Consider the following 16,270-nt stretch of genomic DNA (forward strand, 5'->3'; position numbering starts at 1 on the left):
CTTACTGGGCCGAGGCCAGCACGAGCGCGCCGGTCACCAGCAGGTTGATCAGAGTCAGCGGCAGGCAGAACTTCCAGCTGAACGCCATGACCTGGTCATACCGCGGGCGCGGAATCGACGCGCGCAGCAGGATGAAGATCATGATGAAGAAGCAGGTCTTGGCCGCGAACCAGATGAAGGGGATCTGCGGCAGGATGCCGAACGGGCCGTGCCAGCCACCGAAGAACAGGGTCACCAGCAGCGCCGAGATGGTCACGATGCCGATGTACTCGCCGACGAAGAACATGCCCCATTTCATGCCGGCATATTCGATGTGGTAACCGTCGGCCAGCTCCTGCTCCGCTTCCGGCTGGTCGAACGGGTGACGGTGAGTCACGGCGACGCCGGCGATGAAGAAGGTACAGAAGCCGAAGAACTGCGGAATGATGAACCACAGATTTTCGGCCTGGTAGTCGACGATGTCGCGCATGTTGAACGAGCCGACCTGCGCCACCACGCCCATCAGTGCCAGGGCCAGGAACACCTCGTAGGAGATAGTCTGGGCCGAGGCACGCAGGCTGCCGAGCAGGGCGAACTTGTTGTTGCTCGACCAGCCGGCGAACAGCACGGCGTACACCGACAGACCGGCCATGGCGAAGAAGAACAGGATGCCGATGTTCAGGTCCGCCACGCCCCAGGTTGGGGTGACCGGGATGATGGCGAAGGCCATCAGCATGGCGGCGAAGGCGATCATCGGTGCCAGCATGAAGATGAACTTGTCGGCGAACGGCGGCGTCCAGTCTTCCTTGAAGAACATCTTCAGCATGTCCGCAGCGATCTGGAACATGCCGAACGGGCCGACGCGGTTCGGACCGTAACGGTCCTGCCACCAGCCCAGCAGACGGCGTTCGACGAAGCTCAGCAGCGCGCCGCAGACCACCACCACCAGCAGGATGACGATGGCCTTGAGGACGGCGATGAAGACGTCGAGCAGTTCGGGCGTCAGCCAGCTCATTGCGCGGCCTCCTGCAGTCCGGTTGCAGTGGCGCCGGCGATGGCCGCCGGGATGCCGGCGAAGCCGGCCGGCAGGCCGACCAGGCCCAGGGCCAGGTCTTCGCTGACTTTCACCGGCAGGCGCAGAGTCTGGCCGGCGACGGTCAGGCTGAGCAGCGCGCCGTCGTTGACGCCCAGGCGATCGGCCTCGGCCTTGGCCAGGGCGACGTAGGCGGGCTGGATGCGCTCCTGCACCGGCGCGGCGCGTGAGGAGTTTTCCTCGCTGCCGAACAGGTGGTGGAACGGCACGACCTGCCAGGTGCCCTGGGCCGGGGCGAAGGCGCCCGGCACGGCGAACCAGGCCAGGGTCTTGCCCTGGGACTCGAACAGACGCACACCCGGATCACCGGCGCGCAGATGGCCACCGACTTCATCCTGGAACTTGTTCCAGGCCTGTGGCGAGTTCCACCCCGGCGACCAGGCGAACGGAATCTGCTGACGGTCTTCCTTGCTGCCCGAGTAGCCTTCCATGGAGAAGGCGAAGGCGGAGTCCTGGTCCTGCGGCTGACGCGGCTCGTGCACGCTGATGTTGGCGCGCATGGCAGTACGGCCGCTGTAACGCAGCGGTTCGCGCGCCAGCTTGAGGCCCTTGATGCGGAACGAGGCGTTTGGCGCTGCGTCCCTGACCGCGGCCAGCACGGAACTGCTGGCGGCCACGGCTTCGGTGACCTGGTCCAGCTGGGTCCAGTCCACGGCCTTGCCCTGCAGGGTGCTGTGCAGCGCGTGCATCCAGCGCCAGCCTTCGCGGACCAGGATGTTGCTGTCGTAGTAGCTCGGCTCGAACACCTGGAAGAAGCGCTGGGCGCGACCTTCCTGGCTGACCAGGGTGCCATCGCCTTCGGCGAAGCTGGCGGCAGACAGCACCAGGTTGGCCTTGGCGGTAGTGGCGGTCTGCTGGTGGTCGGCGACGATCACTGCCTTGGCGGCGGCCAGCGCAGCATCAACCTTGGCGGTGTCGGCGCGGCGGTACAGATCGTTCTCCAGCACCACCACGGCGTCGGCCTGGCCAGAGGTCAGGGCCTCAAGCGCGGCGTCTACCGATTTCCCACCGAACTCTTCACCCAGAAGCAGCGCCAGGCCCATGCTGTTGGCTTCCGGCACCACCAGGCTGATGGAGGCGTTCTTCTCGCGGTTCTTCAGGGCCTGGGCGATGTTCGCCGCGGCCTCGACGATGCTCTTCTCGCCCAGCGAGGCGCCACTGACGATCAGCGGACGCTTACCGGCCAGCAGGGCATCGGCGATCAGTTGCACCAGTTCGACGGCCTCGTCGTCCAGGCCGGTGACGGCCGGGGCGCTCGGGTCGATGGCGTGGGCCACGGCGAAGCCAATGCGCGCCAGGTCGGCGGGCGCGGCATGCACGCAGGCTTCGGCGACGTCGTCCAGGCGGGTGGCGTCGACGCTGGCAATGAACAGCGGATGGAGGGCGTCCTGGGCGACGTTCTGCACGGCGGCCATGTGCCAGTCCTGGATCTTCATCGAGGCGGCGATTTCGGTGGCCTTGCCCTTGACCGACTGGCGCAGGGCCAGGGCGACGCGCGCGGCGGTCTGGGTTAGGTCTTCACCGAGGACGAACACAGCGTCGTGATCTTCGATCTCGCGCAGCGACGGCACCGGCAGCGGGCCGTTCTGCAGCACGTCGCGGATCAGGCGGATGTTTTCCAGCTCGACGGCGGCGATGCCGCTGTAGAAGTTGGCTTCGCCGACCAGCTCGCGCAGGGCGTAGTTGCCTTCCAGGCTGGCGCGCGGCGAACCGATGCCGATCACGCGCTTGCCCTTGAGCAGCTCGGCGGCCTTGTCCAGCGCGGCGTCGATGCCGAGCTTCTGGCTACCCAGCAGCGGTTGGCGCGGCCGGTCTTCGCGGTTGGTGTAGCCGTAGCCGAAGCGGCCACGGTCGCACAGGAAGTAGTGGTTCACCGAGCCGTTGAAGCGGTTCTCGATGCGGCGGATCTCGCCGTAGCGCTCACCGGGGCTGATGTTGCAGCCGCTGGAGCAGCCATGGCAGATGCTCGGGGCGAACTGCATGTCCCACTTGCGGTTGTAGCGCTCGGAGTGGGTCTTGTCGGTGAACACACCGGTCGGGCAGACCTCGGTGAGGTTGCCGGAGAACTCGCTCTCCAGCACGCCGTCTTCGACGCGGCCGAAGTACACGTTGTCGTGCGCGCCGTAGACGCCCAGGTCGGTGCCGCCGGCGTAGTCCTTGTAGTAGCGCACGCAGCGGTAGCAGGCGATGCAGCGGTTCATCTCGTGGGAGATGAACGGGCCGAGCTGCTGGTTCTGGTGGGTGCGCTTGGTGAAGCGGTACCGGCGCTGGTTGTGGCCGGTCATCACCGTCATGTCCTGCAGGTGGCAGTGACCGCCTTCCTCGCACACCGGGCAGTCGTGCGGGTGGTTGGTCATCAGCCACTCGACGACGCTGGCGCGGAACGCCTTGGACTCTTCGTCGTCGATGCTGATCCAGGTGTTGTCGGTCGCCGGCGTCATGCAGGACATGACGATGCGGCCGCGCTTGTCGTTCTCATCGGTGTACTGCTTCACCGCGCATTGGCGGCAGGCGCCGACGCTACCGAGCGCCGGGTGCCAGCAGAAGTAGGGGATGTCGAGCCCGAGGGAGAGACAGGCCTGCAGCAGGTTGTCCGCCCCATCGACTTCGAAATCTTTGCCGTCTACGTGGATAGTGGCCATGGTTCAGGTTTCTTCTTTACCCGCCAAAGCGGGCTTGGCTAATGGAATCACGGTTGCATCGCGGCCTTGGCCGCGACGCCAATGCTTCAGGCCGGCGCGAACTGCGCGGCGGCCGGCGCCGGAATGGCCGAGCTGGATACGCCAGCCTCGAACTCCGGACGGAAATACTTGATCGCACTACCCAGCGGTTCGACGGCGCCCGGTGCATGGGCGCAGAAGGTCTTGCCGGGGCCGAGGAAGTTGACCAGACCGAGCAGGGTATCGATGTCCTGCTGGGTGCCTTGTTTGCGTTCCAGGGCACGGAGGATCTTCACGCTCCACGGCAGACCGTCACGGCAGGGGGTACACCAGCCGCACGACTCGCGGGCGAAGAACTCTTCCATGTTGCGCAGCAGCGAGACCATGTTGACCGAGTCATCCACCGCCAGGGCCAGGCCGGTACCCATACGGGTGCCGACCTTGGCGATGCCGCCGGCGAACATGGCCGCGTCCAGGTGCTCGGGCAGCAGGAAGCCGGTACCGGCGCCGCCGGGCTGCCAGCATTTCAGCTTGTAGCCGTCACGCATGCCGCCGGCGTAGTCCTCGAACAGCTCGCGGGCCGGTATGCCGAACGGCAGTTCCCACAGGCCGGGGTTCTTCACCTTGCCGGAGAAGCCCATGAGCTTGGTGCCCATGTCTTCGCTGCCCGGGCGGGCCAGGGTCTTGTACCAGTCCACGCCGTTGGCGACGATCGCCGGCACGTTGCACAGGGTCTCGACGTTGTTCACGCAGGTCGGCTTGCCCCACACGCCGACAGCGGCGGGGAAGGGCGGCTTGGAACGCGGGTTGGCGCGGCGACCTTCCAGGGAGTTGATCAGCGCGGTTTCTTCACCGCAGATGTAGCGACCGGCACCGGTGTGGACGAACAGCTCGAAATCGAAGCCGCTGCCGAGGATGTTCTTGCCCAGCAGGCCGGCGGCCTTGGCCTCGGCGATGGCGCGATTCAGGTTGGCGGCCGCGTCGACGTACTCGCCGCGCAGAAAGATGTAGCCGCGGTAGGCCTTGAGCGCGCGCGCGGAGATCAGCATGCCTTCCACCAGCAGGTGCGGCAGCTGCTCCATGAGCATGCGATCCTTCCAGGTGTTCGGCTCCATTTCGTCCGCGTTGCACAGCAGGTAGCGGATGTTCATGGATTCGTCGGCCGGCATCAGGCCCCACTTCACGCCGGTGGGGAAGCCCGCACCGCCGCGGCCTTTGAGGCCGGAGTCCTTGACCGTCTGCACGATGTCGGCCTGAGCCATTTCGCCCAAGGCCTTGCGTGCGGCGGCGTAGCCGTTCTTCGCCTGGTATTCCTCCAGCCATACCGGCTGGGCGTCGTCACGCAGGCGCCAGGTCAGCGGATGGGTCTCTTCGCTGCGGGCGATGCTGTTGATCGGGCCTACGGAAGTCAGCGTTTTCATGCGTAGGACTCCAGCAGCTGGGCGATACCGTTGGCGTCGAGGTTGCCGTAGGTGTCGTCGTCGATCATCACGGCCGGGGCCTTGTCGCAGTTACCCAGGCAGCACACCGGCAGCAGGGTGAAGCGGCCGTCGGCGGTGGTCTGGCCGGGGACGATGCCGAGCTTGTCCTTGAGGCTGCCGAGCAGATTCTCGTGGCCGCCGATGAAGCAGGTCATGCTGTCGCACACGCGGATCACGTGGCGGCCTACCGGCACGCGGAAGATCTGGCTGTAGAAGGTGGCCACGCCCTCGACGTCGCTTGCGGGGATGCCAAGGATGTCGGCGATGGCGTAGATGGCACCGTCCGGCACCCAGCCACGCTGCTTCTGCACGATCTTCAGGGCTTCGATGGACGCCGCGCGCGGGTCCTCGTAGTGGTGCATTTCGTGTTCGATGGCGTCGTACTCGGCCTGGCTGAGTTCGAAGCGGTCGGTTTGGATCATGCTTTGCGAAGAAACAGTAGTCTGGCTCATGTGATTAACGGTCCACGTCGGCCATAACGAAGTCGATGCTACCCAGGTAGGCGATCAGGTCCGCGATCATGCTGCCGCGGATCACCGAAGGGATCTGCTGCAGGTGCGGGAAGCTGGGCGTCCGGATGCGCGTGCGGTAGCTCATGGTGCTGCCGTCGCTCGTCAGGTAATAGCTGTTGATGCCCTTGGTCGCCTCGATCATCTGGAAGCTCTCGTTGGCCGGCATGACCGGGCCCCACGAGACTTGCAGGAAGTGGGTGATCAGGGTCTCGATGTGCTGCAGGGTGCGCTCTTTCGGCGGCGGCGTGGTCAGCGGGTGATCCGCCTTGTACGGGCCTTCCGGCATGTTGCGCAGGCACTGGTCGATGATGCAGATGCTCTGGCGCATCTCCTCGACACGGACCATGCAGCGGTCGTAGGCGTCGCCGTTGTGGGCCAGCGGCACTTCGAATTCGAAGTTCTCGTAGCCGGAGTACGGGCGCGCCTTGCGCAGGTCGAAGTCCAGGCCGGTGGAGCGCAGGCCGGCGCCGGTGACGCCCCATTCCAGCGCTTCCTTGGTGTTGTACTGGGCGACGCCGATGGTACGGCCCTTGAGGATGCTGTTCTGCAGGGCGGCCTTGGTGTACTCGTCGAGGCGCTTGGGCAGCCAGTCGACGAATTCCTTGACCAGCTTGTCCCAGCCGCGCGGCAGATCGTGGGCGACGCCGCCGATGCGGTACCAGGCCGGGTGCAGGCGGAAGCCGGTGATGGCCTCGATCACCTTGTAGGCGCGCTGGCGGTCGGTGAAGGTGAAGAACACCGGGGTCATGGCGCCGACGTCCTGGATATAGGTACCCAGGAACAGCAGGTGGCTGGTGATACGGAAGAACTCGGCCAGCATCACGCGGATGAAGTCGACGCGGTCCGGGACCTTGATCCCGGCCAGCTTCTCGACCGACAGCACGTAGGGCAGGTTGTTCATCACCCCGCCGAGATAGTCGATACGGTCGGTGTAGGGGATGAAGCTGTGCCAAGACTGACGCTCGGCCATCTTCTCGGCGCCACGGTGGTGGTAACCGATGTCCGGAACGCAGTCGATGATCTCTTCACCGTCCAGCTGCAGAATGATGCGGAATGCACCGTGGGCGGACGGGTGGTTCGGGCCGAGGTTGAGGAACATGTAGTCCTCGTGCTCGCCGTGGCGCTTCATGCCCCAGTCTTCCGGCTTGAAGCGCGCGGCTTCTTCTTCCAGCTGCTGTTTGGCCAGGGTCAGGCTGAAGGGATCGAATTCGGTGGCGCGCGCCGGATAGTCCTTGCGCAGCGGGTGACCTTCCCAGGTCGGCGGCATCATGATGCGGGTCAGGTGCGGGTGGCCCTGGAAGGTGATGCCGTACAGATCCCAGACCTCACGCTCGTACCAGTTGGCGTTGGGCCAAATACCGGTGACGGTGGGGACGTTGAGATCGCCTTCCTTGAGGGCGACCTTGATCATGATGTCGCTGTTACGCTCGACCGACATCAGGTGATAGAACACGGTGAAGTCGGCGCCCGGCAGGCCGCGGCGCTGGGTGCGCAGACGCTCGTCGATGCCATGCAGGTCGTACAGCATGACGTAGGGGCGCGGCAGGTTGCGCAGGAAGGTCAGCACGTTGATCAAGCGATCACGGGCGACCCAAAGCACCGGCATGCCGGTACGGGTGCTCTGGACGGTGAAGGTCTCGGCACCAAAACGGGAATTCAGCTCGATGACCACATCTTGGTCATCGGCCTTGTACGGTGGAACGGACAGAATGCTGTCTGCAGTCATGGTCTCGGTCGCTATCGGCGGTGTACGGCGTCAGTGAGCAGGCGAAAGGGCCGGCTCACACTTCGTCGGGGCTGCGCAGGTTGGTCACAGCGATGCGCTGCTCGCGGCGCTGCTCCTTTTGCGAAGGCATTTCGGCACGGTAGATGCCTTGGTCGCCGACGACCCAGGACAGCGGACGACGCTCCTGACCGATGGATTCCTGCAGCAGCATCAGGCCTTGCAGGAATGCCTCGGGCCGGGGCGGGCAGCCGGGAATGTAGACGTCCACCGGGAGGAACTTGTCGACACCCTGAACGACCGAGTAGATGTCGTACATGCCGCCGGAATTCGCACAGGCGCCCATGGAGATCACCCACTTGGGCTCCAGCATCTGCTCGTACAGGCGCTGGATGACCGGGGCCATCTTGATGAAGCAGGTGCCGGCGATGACCATGAAGTCGGCCTGGCGCGGGGACGCACGAATCACTTCCGCACCGAAGCGAGCGATATCGTGGGGCGCAGTGAAGGCCGTGGTCATTTCCACGTAGCAGCAGGACAAACCGAAGTTGTACGGCCACAGGGAGTTCTTGCGACCCCAGTTCACCGCACCGTTAAGAACATCTTCGAGCTTGCCCATGAAGATGTTCTTGTGGACTTCATCCTCCAGCAGTGGATCGGCTACGGTCTCCCGCTCGCCGATCGGGTACTGCTCGTTGGGAGCGTCCGGATCGATCCGAGTAAGTTTGTATTGCATCGCCAAAGCCTCATTGTTTTAGCTTCGCCTGCCGATTGCGACGGCCTTCGGGCGCCCAGTCGAGCGCGCCTATACGCCAAAGATAGACAAGACCAGCCAACAGAATTGCTATGAAAACTGTAGCTTCGATCAGGCCGGCCCAGCCGCTTTCGCGTACCGAGACTGCCCAAGCGAAGAGAAAGAGGGCTTCAACGTCGAAGATCACGAAGAGCATCGCGACCAGATAGAACTTCGCTGATAGGCGCAGGCGCGCACTACCGACCGGCAGCATGCCCGACTCGAACGGATCGTTCTTGCTACGCCCCCAGGCCTTGCTTCCGAGCAAGCTGGACAGGCCGAGCATGAAGGCGATGAGTCCGAAGACTCCGAGCAGGAATACAGCAAAAGCCCAGTTATGGGACATGGTCGTTACCGCATCAGGCATGCCGGGGCTCCTTGGGTAAAGGGGCGGCTTTTTAATAATGGTAGAGCAACCTGATGGTGGTTGCCCTGCAGAGTAGTGGCGGCAATTTTATGCGCGCATGGCGCGTTAAGTAAATTTTTCCGAATAAAAAAATGAACGGCCGTTCCGTTCTGTTTGTTCGTCTATTGGCGTCACGCCCCGTGTGACGGGGCCTGCGCGAGGCTCTACGGCTTTGGTCTTATGGTATTTCGATATTCGGATGACGCTTTTTCGAAAGAGTCTGTCGGGAATTGTTTACATCTGCGGGCTTAATTGATGCGTGAATGGAGCGCAGCGTTGTTATTTTGCCGGCAGAACTTCTATTTTCGTTGGCTGATATAGCTCGGCGAGCTGCGCCGAGTGTCTACGGCGAAGATCAATGCGCCGCCGCGCAACGCGGCAACGGCCTGGTCGCGATCGGCTTCGGCCAGCACTAGGCAGCCATGGCTGCGGCCGGCCACGCCGTGGCGCCGGACGAAATCCTCCTCCATGTAATCGCGAGCGTGCAGCACGATGGCGCGACGCTCGGCGTTGGCATTGCTATCGCTCAGGCCCAGCAGGCGCATGGATAGCCCATGACCGGGCTCTTCGCTGACATACAGGGTGCTGGTGCGAAACACGCCGAGCGAGCTGGCGTGGCTACCTTCGGCATCGGAAAAGGAGTCGGCATAGCCGTCGTGGTCGGGATCGGAGCCGCGCCCGTGGGCCACCCGGTAGCTGTCTACCAGGCGCAGGCTGTCTCGTTCGAACAGCAGGAAGCGCGGCTGACTGGAGTGGCGGGCGTAGTCGATCACGGCGAAGTGCTGGTGCCGGTCGTCCTTCAACTGTTCGAGGATGCCACTGGCCGTGGTAGCGGGGAGCAGGTGCTGCAGATCGTTGGCGGCTGCGCCGCTGCTGCAGAGGGCGAGCAGGCAGATTGTCAGAAGGTTGCGCATGACCGCTTCATCGAGGGGGTGCCGTCTTGGTACGCCAGCGGAGGCATCTTTGGCAAGGCGGAAACGACGAAGCCCCGGCACTACTGCCGGGGCTTCGTCTGATAACACCTTGCGGCTAGGCCGCAGGGCCGGTTCCTGTTAGTGGAACTGGTTCATGGTGTTGTCTTTACCGCTGGCCTTCAGAGCAGCTTCGCCAGCGAAGTACTCCTTGTGGTTGTCGCCGATGTCGGAGCCAGCCATGTTCTGGTGCTTGACGCAGGCGATACCCTGACGCAGTTCCTGACGCTGAACACCTTTCACGTAGGCCAGCATGCCCTGGTCGGCGAAGTAGCCTTTGGCCAGGTTGTCGGTGGACAGCGCGGCGGTGTGGTAGGTCGGCAGGGTGATCAGGTGGTGGAAGATGCCGGCCTGAGCCGAACCGTCGCGCTGGAAGGTACGGATCTTCTCGTCGGCAACCTGGGCCAGCTCGGTCTCGTCGTACTCGACGCTCATCAGCTTGGCGCGGTCGTAGGCGGAGACGTCTTTACCTTCGGCAACGAAAGCGTCGAACACCTGCTGACGGAAGTTCAGGGTCCAGTTGAAGGACGGGCTGTTGTTGTACACCAGCTTGGCGTTCGGGATGACCTGACGGATGCGGTCAACCATGCCCTTGATCTGGCCAACGTGCGGCTTCTCGGTTTCGATCCACAGCATGTCGGCGCCGTTCTGCAGCGAGGTGATGCAGTCGAGTACGCAGCGGTCTTCGCCGGTGCCGGCGCGGAACTGGAACAGGTTGGACGGCAGACGCTTCGGACGCAGCAGCTTGCCTTCGCGGTTCAGAACCACGTCGCCGTTGTTCAGGTCGGCGGCGGAGACTTCTTCGCAATCCAGGAAGGAGTTGTACTGGTCGCCCAGGTCGCCCGGAGCGTTGGTAACGGCGATCTGCTTGGTCAGGCCGGCACCCAGGGAGTCGGTACGAGCAACGATCACGCCGTTGTCGATGCCCAGTTCCAGGAATGCGTAGCGAACGGCAGCGATCTTGGCGAGGAAGTCGGCGTGCGGAACGGTCACTTTGCCGTCCTGGTGGCCGCACTGCTTCTCGTCGGAAACCTGGTTCTCGATCTGGATGCAGCAAGCGCCTGCTTCGATCATGCGCTTGGCCAGCAGGTAGGTGGCTTCCGGGTTACCGAAGCCAGCGTCGATGTCGGCGATGATCGGTACGATGTGGGTTTCGTAGTTGTCGATCTGAGCTTGCAGCTCGGCTTCCTTGGCCTTGTCGCCAGCGGCGCGGGCGGCGTCAACGGCGGTGAACAGCAGGTCCAGTTCGCGGCTGTCGGCCTGGCGCAGGAAGGTGTACAGCTCTTCGATCAGGTCGGAGACGGCGGTCTTCTCATGCATCGACTGGTCCGGCAGCGGGCCGAAGTCGGAGCGCAGGGCAGCAACCATCCAGCCGGACAGGTAGAGGTAGCGCTTGTTGGTGGTCTTCAGGTGCTTCTTGATGGCGATCAGCTTCTGCTGACCGATAAAGCCATGCCAGCAGCCCAGGGACTGGGTGTACTTGGACGAGTCGGCGTCGTACTCGGCCATGTCTTTGCGCATGATGTCAGCGGTGTACTGGGCGATTTCCAGGCCGGTTTTGAAGCGGTTCTGAGCGCGCATGCGAGCGACGGATTCGGGGTTGATCGCGCTCCAGCTGCTGCCTGCGGCTTCTTTCAGAGCGGCAACGGCTTTGATGTCGTTTTGATAAGCTGACATGGTCAATCCTTCAAAGTATGAGTTTGGTTGAGCACCGACTTCCCACCCAAAACCAACGTGCAAACAAAGCTTGCAGTGTTGCGGGCGACACAGGACGTACTTCGAGATATTGACGGGGACGAGAGTGTTGCGGAGAGGAGGAGAGGACGAAACGAGACAGGTCGGGAGCAGATTCGCGGCTTGCCGGCTCGTGGAAACCGTTGGGCGATGCGGGTCTGGTCAAACGATCTGGCTAATAACGCTAAGGCTTCCCCGTCCCTCAGGACAACTTACGTTCCAGTCGCAACCTCGTCGAAACGCCTTGTGGGCTGTTAGAACACGGACCGACCCGAATGGTGTTACGGGATCGATCTGGAGGCTCTGCAACAGAGCCCCTGGCTAGCGGGAGCGGGGCAATGATGCGCTTTCAAACGGGCGTTCGTCAATCGCTTTGTAGTGCTTTTTCTGAGCAACTACATATTGGCGGTGGCCTCAGTCGAGGGCTTCGACTTTGATGCGCATGCTCATGTCGTTGGCGCCGCGGGTGGATTGCTGGCGCAGGAAGCCCGAATCATCGCCCTCGCTCGACTGGCTGACGCCGCCCAGAGGAATCCACTCGCCGAGGCGACCGCTGACCCGGGTATCGGTGCTCTGCACGTCGATCACGCCAGGCTGGTAACGATTCACCCGGTCGTTGTTGCTGCTGATGCTGACATGCACCACGTCGCCGGTGAGGCTGGCGGTGACGTAGAAGCCCTGGGTGACATTGCGGTACTCGGTGTTCTGGTAGACCTGGCCGTAGGGGCCGACGCTGGTGTTGGTCAGTGGCACGCTCTGGCCGACCTGGATCAGCGCCGGATAGCCTTCGGTCGCCTGCACCTGCTGAGTGCCGCCGCTGCGGCTGTCGGTAGAACGGCGGATCACGCGCACCTGGTCGCGGCCGTGCACCTCACCGCGTCCGGCTATCACTTCGGCGTCACCGGCGCTGACACTGCCATCGACGCGATAGCCATCGCGGTCCTGAAAGCTGCTCTCGTTGGTGTCGACGCTGATCAGCAGGCGCCGCGGCGCGGTATCCAGTTGCTGCAGCAGGTCGCGCACCTCCTGGATCTTCTCCGGCGAGGCGTTGATCACCAGCTGGTTGCCGTAGGGACTGACTTTGCCCTGGCCATCGAGCGCCGATTGCACCACCGGCAGTACGTCCTCGGCGGTGCGGTAGTTGAGCTGGATCAGCTCGGTGGCGGCCTGCAGCGGCAGGCTGAGGCCAAGCGACAGGGCGAGCAGGCAGGCACGCAGGGTCATAGCAGGAAACTCCGCAGGTCGGGGTCGAGAACGCTGATGTCCCAGGCCTGGTCGAACTGCGCCTGACGCTGGCGCACGCGGCCGGGATCGTTGTACAGGGCATAGCCGGCATATTGCTCCGGCAGCTCGCGCAGCAGCAGGCCGCGGTCGTCGGCCAGCAGGTAGGCGCTTTCGTCGCTGGGATGGTCCGGGTTGATCTTGCGGATATGCAGGTTGCTGGTGATGCGTTGGGCCAGGTTGAGCAGGCGATGGCCCTGCTTGACCGGTTTGCCGGCGTCGCGCACCAGGATGCGCAGACGGTTCTTCGGGCTGGCCAGGAGGAATCGGGTGCAGGCCTCCTGCACGCTGCTGTGGCTGTAGAGCCAGGACTCCAGGTCCGGGCTGTAGATGCACAGGCTATGACGAGCCTGCTGCAGCAGGGCCAGGGCGTGAGACTGAGCCTGTTCTGGGCGGCTGAAGCGCTGCAGGTCAGTCTGCTGGCCGAGCTGGTAGGGCGCCGGCTCGCGCGGCTCGGCGGTTGCTGCCGGGAAGCTGTCCGGGTTGTGCACGACAAAACGCCCCGGCGACTGGAAATCGATGGCCGGCAGGTCCGGTTCGTTCGCGTCGAGCGGGGCGTCTTCTTCGTGCATGAGCTCTGTCCTAGTCGCTGTGGCGCACCATCAGTACGTGGGGGATGCCGGCCTCGAGATATTCGCCGCCTTCGACCTGAAAGCCCAGGCGTTCGTAGAACGCGGTGGCGTGTACCTGGGCGCTGAGCTTCTGCTCGCGCTGGCCGCGCTCCTCGGCGGCCTCGATGGCGGCGCGCATCAGTGCGTCGCCAACCTTCAGGCCGCGCCAGTCCTTGAGCACCGAAACCCGGCCGATCTGGCCGTCCGCCAGCAGGCGAGCGGTGCCAATCGGATAGTCGCCTTCGCAGGCGAGGAAGTGCACGGCCTCGATGTCCTCGTCATCCCACTCGAGTTCTGCCGGCACGGCCTGTTCCGCGACGAACACCGCTTCGCGAATGCGCCGCAGATCGGCATTGTCCTTCTGCCAGTGGGCGAGGCGGACGTGTATCTCACTCATCAGCAAACTCCAAACTTCCTTGCTGGACCAGTTCTTTCACCAGTGTACGCCCGTCGTCGTCGGCCAACCAAGGCGCCAGGTTGTCGCTGTGCAGCGCCTCGGCGGCGCAGACCAGGCGCAGCAGCTCCTTGAGGTGGGCCGGCAGCAGGCGGCTCTGACCGCTGGCGAACAGCACCAGGCCGACATCTACCTCGCTCCAGGCCAGGCGTGCGCTGGGGTTGCGCACCAGCACGGCGCCGTCTTCGAGGGCGGCGAGGAAGTCTTCTTCTTCGATTTCCGGGCCGGCGACCAGCTCGGGGTAGCGCGGCTCGGTCATGAACTGGCCGAACCAGGTGAGCAGCAGGCGCTCGTCGCTCATGTGCTCGGTCAGCAGCTTCTTCAGGCGGTCGAGGGCGTCCTGCTGGATCTGGTGCGGATCGCTGATCGGCGCCATACCGGCGTCGCTGTAGCGCTCTTCGTCCGGCAGGAACTGGGCGAGGAAGTCGGTGAAGTGGGTCAGCACCTCGGCGGCACTCGGCGCGCGGAAGCCGACCGAGTAGGTCATGCAGTCGTCTTCGGCGATGCCGTAGTGGGCCAGGCGCGGTGGCAGGTAGAGCATGTCGCCCGGTTCCAGCACCCATTCGTCGGTCTGCTCGAAGTCGGCCAGGATGCGCAGGTCGGCGTGTTGCAGCAGCTTGCTGTCGGCGTCGCACATCTGGCCGATCTTCCAGCGGCGCTGGCCTTCGGCCTGCAGCAGGAATACGTCGTAGTTGTCGAAGTGCGGGCCGACGCTGCCGCCGGGTGCGGCGAAGCTGATCATCAGGTCGTCGATACGCCAGCTGGGCAGGAAGCCGAAGTCCTTGAGCACCTCGGCCACTTCCGGCACGAATTGGTCGACGGCCTGCACCAGCAGGGTCCAGTCGCGCTCCGGCAGCTGGCTGAAGGCGTCCTCGGCGAACGGGCCGCGGCGCAGTTCCCACGGGTGTGCGCCGTGCTCCAGCACCAGGCGCGATTCGACTTCTTCCTCGAGCGCCAAGCCCGCCAGCTCGTCACCGGTGATCGGGCTCTCGAAGCCGGGGATCGCCTGGCGAATCAGTAGGGGCTTCTGTTGCCAGTAGTCACGCAGAAACTCGCGAGGAGTGAGGCCGCCCAGCAGCTGCAGAGGAGTATCAGGATTCATGGCTAAGCCTTTGAAAGAGATGAAATGGCTAAAATAAAAACGCCCGGCTCAGCCGGGCGTCGATAAGGCTGGTGCCGCTCAGACGCGCTTGGCCTGCGCGATAGCGTTGCCGATGTAGCCCGCCGGGGTCAGCTGCTTGAGCTCCTCCTTGGCGGCGGCCGGCATGTCCAGGCCATTGATGAAGGACAGCAGGGCCTCCGGGCTGATGCCCTTGCCGCGGGTCAGCTCCTTGAGCTTCTCGTAGGGGTTCTCGATGGCGTAGCGGCGCATCACGGTCTGGATCGGCTCGGCGAGGACTTCCCAGCAGGCGTCCAGATCGGCGGCGATGCGTTGCTCGTTCAGCTCCAGCTTGCCGATGCCCTTGAGGCTGGCTTCGTAGGCGATGACGCTGTGGGCGAAGCCGACGCCCAGGTTGCGCAGCACAGTGGAGTCGGTCAGGTCGCGCTGCCAGCGGGAGATGGGCAGCTTACTGGCCAGGTGCTGGAAGATCGCGTTGGCGATGCCCAGGTTGCCTTCGGAGTTCTCGAAGTCGATCGGGTTGACCTTGTGCGGCATGGTCGAGGAGCCGATCTCGCCGGCCACGGTCTTCTGCTTGAAATAGCCGAGGGAGATGTAGCCCCAGACGTCGCGGTCGAAGTCGATGAGGATGGTGTTGAAGCGGGCGATGGCGTCGAACAGCTCGGCGATGTAGTCGTGCGGCTCGATCTGCGTGGTGTAGGGGTTGAACTGCAGGCCCAGGTCCCCTTCGATGAACTGCTTGGCGTTGGCCTCCCAGTCGATCTGCGGGTAGGCGGACAGGTGGGCGTTGTAGTTGCCCACGGCGCCATTGATCTTGCCCAGCAGCGGCACGGCAGCTACCTGGGCGATCTGGCGCTCCAGGCGGTAGACGACGTTGGCCAGTTCCTTGCCGAGGGTGGTCGGCGAGGCGGGTTGGCCGTGGGTGCGCGACAGCATCGGCACGCCGGCGAACTTCACCGCCAGCTCGCGGATGGCGCCGGCGATCTGCTTCATCAGCGGCAGCAGCACGGTGTCACGGCCTTCGCGCAGCATCAGGGCGTGGGACAGGTTGTTGATGTCCTCGCTGGTGCAGGCGAAGTGGATGAATTCGCTCACTGCGGCCAGTTCCGGCAGCTTGGCGGCCTGCTCCTTGAGCAAGTATTCCACGGCTTTGACGTCGTGGTTGGTGGTGCGCTCGATCTCTTTCACGCGCTCGGCGTGTTCGACGGCGAAGTTCTCGGCCAGCTCGTTGAGCAGGGCGTTGGCTTCGGCGGAGAAGGGCGCCACTTCGGCGACGCCTTCATGGGCGGCCAGGCGTTGCAGCCAGCGGACTTCGACCATCACGCGGAAACGGATCAGACCGTATTCGCTGAAGATCGGGCGCAGGGAGCTGGTTTTGCCGGCGTAGCGGCCATCGACGGGGGAAACCGCGGTGAGCGAGGAGAGCTGCATGGAGGCGTTCTCGGACAGGTC

The 16,270-nt window shown here is 64.0% G+C and carries 14 protein-coding genes; all 14 read right to left on the bottom strand.

Annotated elements, in window-relative coordinates; genetic code table 11:
• Position 1 precedes the first annotated feature (1 nt).
• Positions 2 to 994, bottom strand: a complete 993-nt coding sequence (nuoH, locus tag IB232_RS08045) for an NADH-quinone oxidoreductase subunit NuoH (protein WP_192398010.1) — start codon at positions 992 to 994, stop codon at positions 2 to 4.
• Positions 991 to 3,714 carry an NADH-quinone oxidoreductase subunit NuoG gene (gene nuoG, locus IB232_RS08050; protein WP_192398011.1) on the bottom strand — a complete coding sequence of 908 codons (2,724 nt, stop codon included), beginning with the start codon at positions 3,712 to 3,714 and terminating at the stop codon, positions 991 to 993. The genes nuoH and nuoG overlap by 4 nt, the downstream gene beginning before the upstream one ends.
• 86 nt (positions 3,715 to 3,800) lie before the next feature.
• The gene (gene nuoF / locus IB232_RS08055; protein WP_192398012.1) at positions 3,801 to 5,153 is read right to left on the bottom strand and encodes an NADH-quinone oxidoreductase subunit NuoF; all 1,353 of its coding nucleotides are present in this window, start codon (positions 5,151 to 5,153) and stop codon (positions 3,801 to 3,803) included.
• The gene (gene nuoE / locus IB232_RS08060; protein ID WP_192398013.1) at positions 5,150 to 5,665 is read right to left on the bottom strand and encodes an NADH-quinone oxidoreductase subunit NuoE; all 516 of its coding nucleotides are present in this window, start codon (positions 5,663 to 5,665) and stop codon (positions 5,150 to 5,152) included. Before nuoE ends, nuoF begins: the two co-directional genes overlap by 4 nt.
• 4 nt (positions 5,666 to 5,669) lie before the next feature.
• Entirely contained in the window at positions 5,670 to 7,451 is a 1,782-nt protein-coding gene (nuoC, locus tag IB232_RS08065; protein WP_192398014.1) for an NADH-quinone oxidoreductase subunit C/D, read from the bottom strand.
• A gap of 55 nt (positions 7,452 to 7,506) precedes the next feature.
• Complete coding sequence (locus IB232_RS08070) at positions 7,507 to 8,184, bottom strand: NuoB/complex I 20 kDa subunit family protein (RefSeq protein ID WP_137973365.1); 678 nt, start codon at positions 8,182 to 8,184, stop codon at positions 7,507 to 7,509.
• Positions 8,185 to 8,194: 10 nt separating this feature from the next.
• Positions 8,195 to 8,608: an NADH-quinone oxidoreductase subunit A gene (locus IB232_RS08075; protein WP_021700254.1), complete on the bottom strand. Its 414-nt coding sequence runs from the start codon at positions 8,606 to 8,608 to the stop codon at positions 8,195 to 8,197.
• Between the two features lie 338 nt (positions 8,609 to 8,946).
• Positions 8,947 to 9,561 (bottom strand): murein L,D-transpeptidase catalytic domain-containing protein, encoded by a 615-nt coding sequence (locus IB232_RS08080; protein ID WP_192398015.1) that lies wholly within the window; start codon positions 9,559 to 9,561, stop codon positions 8,947 to 8,949.
• Between the two features lie 138 nt (positions 9,562 to 9,699).
• Entirely contained in the window at positions 9,700 to 11,295 is a 1,596-nt protein-coding gene (locus IB232_RS08085; RefSeq protein WP_192398016.1) for an isocitrate lyase, read from the bottom strand.
• Positions 11,296 to 11,766: 471 nt separating this feature from the next.
• Positions 11,767 to 12,576, bottom strand: a complete 810-nt coding sequence (locus tag IB232_RS08090; RefSeq protein ID WP_192398017.1) for a secretin N-terminal domain-containing protein — start codon at positions 12,574 to 12,576, stop codon at positions 11,767 to 11,769.
• Positions 12,573 to 13,205 carry a histone acetyltransferase HPA2 gene (locus IB232_RS08095; protein ID WP_192398018.1) on the bottom strand — a complete coding sequence of 211 codons (633 nt, stop codon included), beginning with the start codon at positions 13,203 to 13,205 and terminating at the stop codon, positions 12,573 to 12,575. Before IB232_RS08095 ends, IB232_RS08090 begins: the two co-directional genes overlap by 4 nt.
• 10 nt (positions 13,206 to 13,215) lie before the next feature.
• Positions 13,216 to 13,641: a GNAT family N-acetyltransferase gene (locus IB232_RS08100; protein ID WP_192398019.1), complete on the bottom strand. Its 426-nt coding sequence runs from the start codon at positions 13,639 to 13,641 to the stop codon at positions 13,216 to 13,218.
• A complete protein-coding gene (locus IB232_RS08105) occupies positions 13,634 to 14,800 on the bottom strand; it encodes a cupin domain-containing protein (protein ID WP_137973359.1) in 1,167 nt (388 codons plus the stop codon). The genes IB232_RS08100 and IB232_RS08105 overlap by 8 nt, the downstream gene beginning before the upstream one ends.
• Positions 14,801 to 14,878: 78 nt before the next feature.
• A complete protein-coding gene (gene purB / locus IB232_RS08110; protein ID WP_192398020.1) occupies positions 14,879 to 16,249 on the bottom strand; it encodes an adenylosuccinate lyase in 1,371 nt (456 codons plus the stop codon).
• Positions 16,250 to 16,270 lie beyond the last annotated feature (21 nt).

Source organism: Pseudomonas sp. PDM15, assembly GCF_014851565.1.
GTDB lineage: Bacteria > Pseudomonadota > Gammaproteobacteria > Pseudomonadales > Pseudomonadaceae > Aquipseudomonas.

Excerpts from the sequence above, each read along its gene's own strand:
- nuoH (WP_192398010.1), bottom strand. The coding sequence starts at position 994 with ATGAGCTGGCTGACGCCCGAACTGCTCGACGTCTTCATCGCCGTCCTC.
- nuoG (WP_192398011.1), bottom strand. The coding sequence starts at position 3,714 with ATGGCCACTATCCACGTAGACGGCAAAGATTTCGAAGTCGATGGGGCG.
- nuoF (WP_192398012.1), bottom strand. The coding sequence starts at position 5,153 with ATGAAAACGCTGACTTCCGTAGGCCCGATCAACAGCATCGCCCGCAGC.
- nuoE (WP_192398013.1), bottom strand. The coding sequence starts at position 5,665 with ATGAGCCAGACTACTGTTTCTTCGCAAAGCATGATCCAAACCGACCGC.
- nuoC (WP_192398014.1), bottom strand. The coding sequence starts at position 7,451 with ATGACTGCAGACAGCATTCTGTCCGTTCCACCGTACAAGGCCGATGAC.
- IB232_RS08070 (WP_137973365.1), bottom strand. The coding sequence starts at position 8,184 with ATGCAATACAAACTTACTCGGATCGATCCGGACGCTCCCAACGAGCAG.
- IB232_RS08075 (WP_021700254.1), bottom strand. The coding sequence starts at position 8,608 with ATGCCTGATGCGGTAACGACCATGTCCCATAACTGGGCTTTTGCTGTA.
- IB232_RS08080 (WP_192398015.1), bottom strand. The coding sequence starts at position 9,561 with ATGCGCAACCTTCTGACAATCTGCCTGCTCGCCCTCTGCAGCAGCGGC.
- IB232_RS08085 (WP_192398016.1), bottom strand. The coding sequence starts at position 11,295 with ATGTCAGCTTATCAAAACGACATCAAAGCCGTTGCCGCTCTGAAAGAA.
- IB232_RS08090 (WP_192398017.1), bottom strand. The coding sequence starts at position 12,576 with ATGACCCTGCGTGCCTGCCTGCTCGCCCTGTCGCTTGGCCTCAGCCTG.
- IB232_RS08095 (WP_192398018.1), bottom strand. The coding sequence starts at position 13,205 with ATGCACGAAGAAGACGCCCCGCTCGACGCGAACGAACCGGACCTGCCG.
- IB232_RS08100 (WP_192398019.1), bottom strand. The coding sequence starts at position 13,641 with ATGAGTGAGATACACGTCCGCCTCGCCCACTGGCAGAAGGACAATGCC.
- IB232_RS08105 (WP_137973359.1), bottom strand. The coding sequence starts at position 14,800 with ATGAATCCTGATACTCCTCTGCAGCTGCTGGGCGGCCTCACTCCTCGC.
- purB (WP_192398020.1), bottom strand. The coding sequence starts at position 16,249 with ATGCAGCTCTCCTCGCTCACCGCGGTTTCCCCCGTCGATGGCCGCTAC.